Origin of the sequence: Rhizobium metallidurans, assembly GCF_014196505.1 — a bacterium.
Taxonomy (GTDB): Bacteria; Pseudomonadota; Alphaproteobacteria; order Rhizobiales; family Rhizobiaceae; genus Rhizobium; species Rhizobium metallidurans.
Map to the genome: position 1 here is coordinate 1 of NZ_JACIDW010000044.1, position 9630 is coordinate 9630.

The following is a 9630-nucleotide window of genomic DNA, read 5'->3' on the forward strand; positions in this document are numbered from 1 at the left end:
GACGATGATGTGCGCCTTGGCCGCGATGTCTTCGAGGGCAAGAAGGCTTGCCGTCAGTTCCGGGCTGATGCCGGCGGGATCGCCCATGGCGAGGGAGACGGGTATATGAAACCTTTGGTCAGCAAAGCAATGGTGGACGCCGCCGATGAGTACATGCTGCGACCACTCCCACCGGAGGCCGAGTTTTACAACCTCCTTGCAAAACCCGAGAAGGATCGCCTTCGCAGACAGCTAATCCGAGGTCTGTTGATCGCAGCCTTGAACGCGGAAGCACCACTGTCCCCAGCGACAGCGGAGGGCGGCGAATGAAGGGTGCTATCGACAACCGCCCGCTAACCAAGTGGCAGTGGATGGTGATGTTCATGGGGCCAGAGTGGGACCGCGAGACGCTTGATGCGCTCGAATACTCCCTCCCTCGGGCCTACGAAATTCACCTTCGTAGAATTTGGAGCGCGCCATGATCCGCTGGTTACTTTGCAAGATCGGCATCCATAGATACCCGCGCCATGCAGGAATCAGCCCTCCTGGGCATAGATACCCCCGCTTCGGGGCCTGCAGATGCGGAAAGATCCATCCGGAAAATGTGCGCAGGTACCCAGACCTTCGGTATTCCGTGTCTCCACGCACCACGGGGTCCGGAGACAAGCCCCCACCACCAAGACGATAGAGAGGTAGGCCGACATGGGACGCCGCGCAGTCATCCGATCGACGGACATAACCACCACTCTTGCAGCTCTGAAGGCAGCGGGTATTACTCCGCTCGCAATGGATACATTGCCAGACGGTGGCATGAGGTGGCACTTTACGCAGCCAGGCAAGCCAGATGAGGACGAGCTCGATCGCGAGCTGAGGGAATTCGAAGAGCGTCATGGTCGAAATAGAGCTTAAAGGCATCCACACCGTCAAAGCCAAGGGCAACACTTACTACTATGCATGGCGCGGCGGCCCTGCACTCAAAGGCCTTCCAGGGTCATTCGAATTCATGAAATCCTACAACGAAGCGATCGCCGATCGGCGCGCGCCCGAGGATGGCAAGTTCAAGTCGGTCATCACCCACTACAAGACCCACGAGTTCAGCAAGCTGGCAGCGTCCACCAAGCGGGTGTGGTCGCCGTGGCTGGACAAAATCGGCAAGAGATTTGGGGATCTGAGCATAGCTCAGTTCAACAGGCCGGAGAAAATCCGTCCGAGCATCATCAGGTGGCGCAGCGAGTATTCCGAAACGCCCCGCACCGCCGACTTGGCGCTGCAGGTTATCTCGCGCCTACTATCCCACGCCGTAGACCCTATGGGTAAGATCGCCTCGAACCCTTGTGAGGGTATCCGCCATCTCTATAGCCAGTCGCGCGCGGAGATCATATGGACGGCCGATGATATCGCTCAGTTGAAAACGGAAGCATCCAAGGAGGTTGCGCTAGCCGTCGATCTGGCGGCACATACAGGGTTGCGCGCCGGGGATCTCGTCCGCTTGGCCTGGTCGCATGTCGGTAAAGACGCGATTGTCATCACGACGGGCAAGAGCAAGCACCGCAAGGAAGCGGTAATCCCCCGATACGACGCGCTCAATGAGCTGCTCGACCGCATTCCGAAGAACTCGCCGATCATCCTCACCAATAGCCGCAAGCGACCGTGGACGCAGGATGGCCTCGCCAGTTCGTTCTGGACAGCCAAGGTCGAGGCTCACATGCAGGAGCGCGATCTCCATTTTCACGACCTCAGAGGCACGGCGGCAACAAACTTCTACACTGCCGGGCTCTCCATCCGAGTGATTGCCGAAATAATGGGGTGGGAAGAGGACCAGGTGGAGAAAATTATTCGTCGATATGTCAGCCGAGGGGCAGCGACGAGAGAGGCGATTCGGCAGCTGAACGAGGCGCGGGAGAAGAAACCCGCCGCTTCGAAAAGCACGAAGGACGAACAGGCGCTGTAAAACTGCCTGTAAAACCACGGTTTGTTCCGTGGTCTGAAATGACACTTAAGTGCTTGAAAACGTTGCTGGAGCGGGTGAAGGGAATCGAACCCTCGTATTCAGCTTGGGAAGCTGCTGCTCTACCATTGAGCTACACCCGCGTTACGCGCAGATTTCCAACAGATGATGGCCGGTGTCAAGCGGCCTTGAAGCACTTGCCGGTGCCGTTAGCTAGATCCGGAAGTGCTTGGAGAGCTTCAGGCCCTGGGCCTGGTAGTTGGAGCCGAGGCCGGTGCCGTAGAGGCTTTCGGGGTGTTCCTGCATGTGCTCGTAGACCAGGCGGCCGACGATCTGGCCGTCTTCGAGGATGAAGGGGACCTCGTGGCTGCGGACTTCGAGGACGGCGCGGCTGCCTCGGCCGCCGGCGGGGGCGTGGCCGAAGCCCGGGTCGAAGAAGCCGGCGTAATGGACACGGAATTCGCCGACCAGCGGATCGAAGGGCGTCATCTCGGCGGCGTAATGCGGCGGCACATGGACCGCCTCGCGCGAGACGAGGATGTAGAATTCGTCGGGATCGAGGATCAGTTCGTTGCGTCCGCGGCTGTAGATCGGCTCCCAGAAATCGAAGATGTCGTGCTGGGCTTTCTTGTCGACGTCGACGACGGCCGTGTGGTGCTTGCCGCGATAGCCGATCAGGCCGTCCTTGTCGCCGGCGAGATCGATCGACAGCGCGATGCCGCCGCCCGAAACGTTCGGCTTGGCGCTTGCAACCAGCGTCTCGGCATCGTGCAGCGCCAGCAGTTCCGGCTCGCCGAGCAGCGACTGGCCGATGCGGAAGCGGATCTGCGACAGGCGCGAGCCGCGACGCACGACGATCGGGAAGGTGCGCGGCGAGATTTCGAGATAGAGCGGGCCGGAATAGCCGGCCGGGATCTTGTCGAACTCCTGCGCGTAATCGGTGATGACGCGGGTGAAGATATCGAGGCGACCGGTCGAGCTTTTCGGATTGGCCGAGGCCGACATGTCCGCCGGCAGATCGAGGCGCTCCATCAGGGGAACGATGTAGACGCAGCCGGTTTCGAGCACCGCGCCTTCCGAGAGATCGACGACATGCAGGCTCAATCGGTCGAGCTTGTCGGAGACGAGGCTGTTCGGACCCGGCATGAAGCTGGCGCGAACGCGGAAGGCCTTGGCGCCGAGGCGGAGATCGAGGCTCGCCGGCTGGATCTGGTCGCTGTCGAGTTCGCGCTCGGCGACGAGCCGTCCGGTCTCGAATAACGCCGCGATCGCGCGGTCTGCCAATATTCCTGTTTCGCGAGCCATCATGCCCCATCCATAATTTGCCGCAGACAAAACCAAAATCGAGGAATTGACGCAAGCACGCAACGGCAGTATTGCAGCTTTATCCCGTGGTGATTTGGCCGGTCGGCTTGCAGCCACGTTAAACAAGTGGCTAAATAGACCGGGTTGAAACCGGTCTGCATTCGCGGCCGGTTTTTTGTGTTTGAAAGTGGTGATTCATGAGCAAGACCTGGCGCCCGGCAACTCAACTGGTTCATGGCGGAACGCTGCGCTCGCAGTACAGCGAGACCTCAGAGGCGATCTATCTGACGCAAGGCTTCGTCTACGACAGCGCGGAAGCCGCCGAGGCGCGCTTCAAGGGCGAGACCGAAGGCTATATCTACGCCCGCTACGGTAGCCCGACCAACGACATGTTCGAAAAGCGCATGTGCGCGATGGAAGGCGCGGAAGAAGCCCGCGCCACCGCATCGGGCATGGCAGCCGTCGCCGCCGCCATCCTCTGCCAGGTGAAGGCCGGCGATCATATCGTTGCCGCGCGCGCGCTGTTCGGTTCCTGCCGCTGGGTTGTCGAAACGCTGGCGCCGAAATACGGCATCGAATGCACGCTGGTCGACGGCCGCCATCTGGAGAACTGGGAAAAGGCGATCCGCCCCAATACCAAGGTGTTCTTCCTGGAAAGCCCGACCAACCCGACGCTCGAAGTGGTCGATATCGCGGGCGTCGCCAAGCTCGCCAACCAGGTCGGCGCCAAGGTCGTGGTCGACAACGTCTTCGCGACGCCGATCTTCCAGAAGCCACTGGAACTCGGCGCGCATATCGTCGTCTACTCCGCCACCAAGCATATTGACGGCCAGGGCCGCAGCCTCGGCGGCGTGATCCTGTCTGATCGCGAATGGGTGACCGAGCATCTGCAGGACTATTACCGCCACACCGGTCCGGCCATGTCGCCGTTCACCGCATGGACGCTTCTGAAGGGTCTCGAGACGCTGCCGCTGCGCGTCAAGCAGCAGACGGAAAATGCCGGCAAGATCGCCGACTTCCTGGCCGAGCAGAAGCAGGTGGCCAAGGTGATCTATCCCGGCCGCAAGGACCATCCGCAGGCCGATATCGTCGCCAGCCAGATGAAGGGCGGCTCGACGCTGGTGGCGATCGAGCTCAAGGGCGGCAAGGAAGCGGCGTTCGCGCTGCAGAATGCGCTCGAGATCGTCAAGATCTCCAACAATCTCGGCGATGCCAAGAGCCTGATCACCCATCCGGCGACGACCACGCACAAGAACCTGACGGACGAGGCGCGCGCCGAACTCGGCATCTCTCCGGGCACCGTGCGCCTGTCTGCTGGCATCGAGGATACCGACGACCTGATCGAGGATTTCGCGCAGGCGCTCTCCAAGATCAAGGCCTGATCAAGAATAGCCGGCCGGGTCGATATGGCCCGGCTGGATTTAAACGCGCATATCGCAAATTCACTCGCGCCAGACTGGCATGGCATTAGTCTTAACGCGCGAATTTTTCGCGCTTACAGCCAATTGATTGCGGATTCCGGCCTGGTTTATTGACCTGCAGCACCTCTTATAAGATACCAGTAAGGTATTCTTATTATGGTGTAGGCATGTACCGCGCCCTGACACGAGATATTGAAGTGGTGGTCGAGCCCTTTTACCTGGAGGAGCAATCCGACCCGGACGACGATCGCTATGTGTGGGGCTACCGCATCGTTATCAGCAACAATTCGGACCTCACGGTACGCCTCGTCAATCGCTACTGGAACATAACGGACCAGAACGGCGTCGTCGATGAAGTGAGCGGCGCGGGCGTGGTCGGCGAGCAGCCGACACTCAGCCCAGGCGACACGTACGAATATTCATCGGGCTGCCCGCTCGATACGCCCTCGGGCCTGATGTTCGGCCACTACCAGATGCAGACCGACGAAGGCGAGATTTTCCAGGTGGAAATTCCCGCCTTCTCGCTTGATTCACCTGGCCTGCTCAGAGTGCTGAACTGATCACCCTTCGCTAACCGATCACTCCGCCGCCTGCGCGAGCTCTTCCGCTTCGAAGCGATAGGTCGTCGAGCAGAACTCGCAGGTCACCGCTATCTTGCCCTCTTCCTGGCTCGCCTCGATCTCCTCGGCCGAGAAGCCCTTGAGCACGCCCTTGATCTTCTCGCGCGAGCAGGAGCAGCGGTCGAACACTTCGCGCGGCTCGTAAACGCGCACGCCGCGCTCGTGGAACAGCCGGAACAGGAGGCGCTCGACGCCGACCTGCGGATCCGTCAGCTCATCGGCGTGAATGGTTTCCACCAGCGAACGCGCTTCGGCCCAGGCATCGTCTTCCGCATGCTTGACGGTGCCTTCATCGCCGTCGCCGCCGTGCAGGTCGGCTTGGCGCATGCGCTCGGGCGCTTCCGGCAGGAACTGGGCAACGAGGCCCCCTGCCCGCCAGCGATGACGCGGCTTGCCTTGCTCGTCGCGGTCGAGCAGCTCGGCGGCGGCGAGGCGCACGCGCGTCGGGATCTGCTCGGACTGGCGGAAGTAGGTGCCGGCAATGTCTTCCAGCGTGGCGCCATCAAGTGCCACGATGCCCTGGTAAGGCTGGCTGAACTTGCCCTGATCGATGGTAAAGGCAAGCATGCCCTTGCCGAGCAGCTGCTCGGGCTCAATGCTGCCGGCGGCAACCGCCTCGTCCAGCAGCGTCTGGTCGAAGCGTGCGTAGGCGCGCACGTTCTCGGGCGTCGTGAAATCGGCGACAAGCAGATCGACCGGACCGTCGCTCTTGGTCTGCACGGTGAACTTGCCTTCGAACTTCAGCGACGTGCCAAGCAGGACCGTCAGCGCGATGACCTCGGCCAGCAGGCGGGCAACGGGTGCGGGATAGTTGTGGCGTTCGAGGATCGCATCCAGCATCGGGCCGAGCTGGACGGCGCGACCGCGCACATCCAGGCCTTCCACCTGAAACGGAACGACATGATCATCGCCGGCGAAATCGAATTCGCCGAGGGCGGCTGCAGCTTCTGCCATGGTCTTCTCCTAGTCTGAGGGCAACGGACGAGCCCGTCCATCCGCCAGCGCGGCCACAGGCCTGTCCGGCCCGATATGGCCTCCAGTATGGTTCAGATCGCGCCCAGGCACCAAGCAAGAATCGACTTCTGCGCATGAAGACGGTTTTCCGCTTCATCGAAGACCACGGATTGCGGGCCGTCGATCACCTCGTCCGTGACTTCCTCACCACGATGGGCCGGCAGGCAATGCATGAACAATGCATCCTTGTCGGCCTGTGCCATCAAAGCCGAATTGACCTGATAAGGCTGGAAGACGTTGTGACCCCGGGCCCGATGTTCCTGATTCATGGAGACCCAGGTATCGGTCACCACGCAATCGGCGCCGGCGACCGCACGGTCTGCATCATGACCAAGCATGATTTCGGCGCCCTCATTGCGGGCCCAGTTCAGATAGTGATCCTTCGGCTCGGAACCAAGGGGTACCGCCATGTTCATGCGATAGCCGAAACGGGCGGCCCCTTCGACCAGCGAATGCAGCACGTTGTTGCCGTCGCCCATCCAGGCGACCGTCTTGCCCTTGATGGGGCCGCGATGCTCCTCGAAGGTCATGATGTCGGCCATGATCTGGCAGGGGTGCGTGTCATCCGTCAGCGCGTTGATCACGGGAACCGTCGCATGTTCGGCGAGTTCCAGCATGCGTGCATGATCGGTGGTGCGGATCATGATCGCATCGACGTAGCGCGACAGAACCTTGGCGGTGTCGCCGATGGTCTCGGCGCGGCCGAGCTGCATTTCGGTACCCGAAAGGAACAGCGTTTCGCCGCCGAGCTGGCGCATGCCGACGTCGAAGGAGACGCGCGTGCGGGTCGAGGGCTTTTCAAAGATCATCGCCAGCATCTTGCCTGCCAGCGGCTTGTCACCCTTGCCGGCCTTGAAGGCCTGCTTGCGGGTCTTGGCATCGTCCATGATGACCCTGAGGTCGGAGGACGTTACCGCGGAGAGATCGAGGAAGTGTTTCGGGGAAGCCATCTGTCTATACCTGTTACGCCCGCCGTCCGGCCGGGTCATCAATCATTCAAGCCGTCTTCTTCGCCTTGGCGCGCACGCTCTCGGCGGCACGCTCGAGACGCGCGAGGCCTTCGCGGGCTTCGTCGGCCGTGACGACGAGCGGGGGCAGCAAACGGATGACATTGTCGCCGGCCGGAATGGCCAGCAGGTTCGAAGCACGGATGGCCTGCAGGAGCTCGGCCGACGGAACGGCCGCCTTGACGCCGAGCATCAGGCCTTCGCCGCGGATATCCTCGATCACATCGGGGAAACGATCCTTCAGCGATGCAAGCCCCTGACGGAAGACCAGCGCGACGTCGTTGACGTGCTGCAGGAAGCCCTCTTCGAGGACCACGTCGAGCACCGCGTTGCCGACGGCCATGGCGAGCGGGTTGCCACCATAGGTCGACCCGTGCGTACCGGCCTTCATGCCCGAGGCGGCTTCGGCCGTCGCAAGGCAGGCGCCGAGCGGGAAACCGCCGCCGATGCCCTTGGCGACGGCCATGAGATCGGGCGTCACGCCGGACCATTCATGCGCGAAGAGCTTTCCGGTGCGGCCGACGCCGGTCTGAACTTCGTCGAGGATCAGAAGCAGGCCCTTTTCGTCGCAGAGCTGGCGCAGCGCCTTCATGAACTCCGTGGTCGCCGGGCGGATACCGCCCTCGCCCTGCACCGGCTCGATCAGGATGCCGGCCGTGGCATCGGTGATGGCGGCGCGAACGGCTTCGATATCGCCGAAGGGAACCTGGTCGAAACCGGGCGTCTTGGGGCCGAAGCCCTCGAGATACTTCTCCTGGCCGCCGGCGGCGATGGTCGCCAGCGTGCGGCCGTGGAAGGCGCCTTCAAAGGTGATGATGTGGAAGCGCTCGGGATGGCCCTTCGAATACTGGTAGCGGCGCGCGGTCTTGATCGCGCATTCCAGCGCCTCGGCGCCCGAATTGGTAAAGAACACCTTATCCGCGAAGGTTGCATCCGTCAGCCGCTTGGCGAAACGCTCCTGGCCCGCGATCTCGTAAATGTTGGACAGATGCCAGACCTTCTCGGCCTGCTCCTTCAGCGCGCCGACGACGTGCGGGTGGCCATGGCCGACGGAGGTCACGGCAACGCCCGCGCCGAAATCGAGATATCGCTCGCCGGTTTCGGTGATCAGCCACACGCCCTCTCCTCGCTCGAACCGCAGCGGGGCACGAGAGTAGGTATCATAAAGCGGCGCGGCTTCAGCCATGGCGCGATCTCCTGTCATTCGCTCAACACTGGCCCGGACTCCGGCTAAAAGCGGGTGCCCGGAAATGAAAAATGCCGCCTTTCGGCGGCGAGGGGCACTATTGTCTTTTCGCAGTGCGATGTCAACAAAACTGAGCTTTTGCCGCATGCGTCAAGCAAGCATCGGGGCGCCGGCGAGCTATCAACAGCTAATGTTGCAGAAATGACTCTACCATCCAGCAAGTTGGGGAAAACCGAGAAATCGATTCGCCGCGATTCAACCGACTCTTGTCACGGAGTCGCCCTCACTCTAGGTTAAAACTCAATTACTAGACTGCATGCGGCGGAACTAGTCACCAAAATCGAGCAAGCGTTTCTTGGTCCGGACACGTCCGTGCCATGGGTGAAGGATTCTGCCTACACCAACGCTAATAAGGCGGAGACAGGGCATGAACTGGACAGACGAGCGCGTTGAAAGACTGAAGAAGCTTTGGGCCGAGGGCCTGAGCGCCAGCCAGATTGCGGCACAACTTGGCGGTGTAAGCCGCAACGCCGTCATCGGCAAGGTCCACCGCCTGAACCTTCCGGGCCGCGCCAAGGCCGGCGGCGCAACGACGGCGACGAGAGCGCCGAAGCGCCCGGCGGCATCCACGCCACGCCCCGCCAGCAACTTCAATTCCGCGCGCATCTCGCCCGCTCGTGCCGTCGCCCGCCCGCAGGGTTCGGCGATGCTGAAGGAAGAGATGGACATCGATGCGATCGAGGAAGTTCGCTTCCGTCCGTCCGCCAACGTGGTCGTTCCGATTTCACGCCGCCTCGGTCTCACGGAACTGACCGAGCGCACGTGCAAGTGGCCGGTCGGCGATCCGCTGACCGATGATTTCCACTTCTGCGGCTGCGAGTCCCCGGATACGTCGCCCTACTGCACCTATCACCAGCGCATGGCCTACCAGCCGGTCAACGAGCGCCGCAAGGCAGCCAACCGGGTCGCATGACCCGGAAAGCCGGATAAGGAACACAAGAAAACGGGCCCTCGCGGGGCCCGTTTTTCGTTGGATCATCAGAACTGGAAGCGCTTACGCTTCCATGGAATAGCCGGCGCCGCGAACGGTGCGGATGACATCCTGCATGTTCGAGAAGTTGAGCGCCTTGCGCAGGCGGCCGACGTGCAC

Annotated in this window: 10 protein-coding genes, 1 tRNA gene and 1 riboswitch; of the genes, 5 read left to right on the forward strand and 6 right to left on the reverse strand. The window is 61.7% G+C overall.

Annotated elements, in window-relative coordinates; translation table 11 throughout:
* Both GGQ67_RS24575 and GGQ67_RS24580 read left to right on the forward strand, forming a co-directional pair.
* On the forward strand, positions 1–309 hold a 309-nt coding region (locus tag GGQ67_RS24575), incomplete at its 5' end, for a hypothetical protein (protein ID WP_183902730.1).
* A 559-nt stretch (positions 310–868) separates the two neighbouring features.
* Complete coding sequence (locus GGQ67_RS24580) at positions 869–1930, forward strand: tyrosine-type recombinase/integrase (RefSeq protein ID WP_183902731.1); 1062 nt, start codon at positions 869–871, stop codon at positions 1928–1930.
* A gap of 66 nt (positions 1931–1996) precedes the next feature.
* On the opposite strand, the gene GGQ67_RS24585 is transcribed toward GGQ67_RS24580, so the two are convergent.
* Together GGQ67_RS24585 and GGQ67_RS24590 are read right to left on the reverse strand one after the other, a co-directional pair.
* Positions 1997–2070: transfer RNA gene (locus GGQ67_RS24585), tRNA-Gly, on the reverse strand.
* Positions 2071–2140: 70 nt separating this feature from the next.
* Positions 2141–3235 carry a 2'-deoxycytidine 5'-triphosphate deaminase gene (locus tag GGQ67_RS24590; protein ID WP_183902732.1) on the reverse strand — a complete coding sequence of 365 codons (1095 nt, stop codon included), beginning with the start codon at positions 3233–3235 and terminating at the stop codon, positions 2141–2143.
* 73 nt (positions 3236–3308) lie between these two features.
* Positions 3309–3387, forward strand: a riboswitch (SAM riboswitch).
* A gap of 42 nt (positions 3388–3429) precedes the next feature.
* On the opposite strand from GGQ67_RS24590, the gene GGQ67_RS24595 reads away from it, so the two are divergent.
* Together GGQ67_RS24595 and apaG are read left to right on the forward strand one after the other, a co-directional pair.
* Entirely contained in the window at positions 3430–4614 is a 1185-nt protein-coding gene (locus tag GGQ67_RS24595; protein WP_183902733.1) for an O-succinylhomoserine sulfhydrylase, read from the forward strand.
* Positions 4615–4820: 206 nt separating this feature from the next.
* Positions 4821–5213 (forward strand): Co2+/Mg2+ efflux protein ApaG, encoded by a 393-nt coding sequence (gene apaG / locus GGQ67_RS24600; RefSeq protein ID WP_183902734.1) that lies wholly within the window; start codon positions 4821–4823, stop codon positions 5211–5213.
* A gap of 18 nt (positions 5214–5231) precedes the next feature.
* On the opposite strand, the gene GGQ67_RS24605 is transcribed toward apaG, so the two are convergent.
* From GGQ67_RS24605 to GGQ67_RS24615, 3 genes are all read right to left on the reverse strand, one after another.
* On the reverse strand, positions 5232–6227 hold the full coding sequence (locus tag GGQ67_RS24605) for an Hsp33 family molecular chaperone (protein ID WP_183902735.1): 996 nt from the start codon (positions 6225–6227) through the stop codon (positions 5232–5234).
* Positions 6228–6319: 92 nt separating this feature from the next.
* The gene (gene argF / locus GGQ67_RS24610; RefSeq protein ID WP_183902736.1) at positions 6320–7237 is read right to left on the reverse strand and encodes an ornithine carbamoyltransferase; all 918 of its coding nucleotides are present in this window, start codon (positions 7235–7237) and stop codon (positions 6320–6322) included.
* Between the two features lie 46 nt (positions 7238–7283).
* Positions 7284–8480 (reverse strand): aspartate aminotransferase family protein, encoded by a 1197-nt coding sequence (locus GGQ67_RS24615; RefSeq protein ID WP_183902737.1) that lies wholly within the window; start codon positions 8478–8480, stop codon positions 7284–7286.
* Between the two features lie 427 nt (positions 8481–8907).
* Here GGQ67_RS24615 and GGQ67_RS24620 point away from each other — a divergent pair, with 427 nt between their 5' ends.
* Positions 8908–9453 carry a GcrA family cell cycle regulator gene (locus GGQ67_RS24620; protein ID WP_183902738.1) on the forward strand — a complete coding sequence of 182 codons (546 nt, stop codon included), beginning with the start codon at positions 8908–8910 and terminating at the stop codon, positions 9451–9453.
* Positions 9454–9534: 81 nt separating this feature from the next.
* Here GGQ67_RS24620 and GGQ67_RS24625 read toward each other — a convergent pair.
* Positions 9535–9630, reverse strand: a 96-nt coding sequence (locus tag GGQ67_RS24625) for a winged helix-turn-helix domain-containing protein (protein ID WP_183902707.1), incomplete at its 5' end; no start/stop codon positions are given.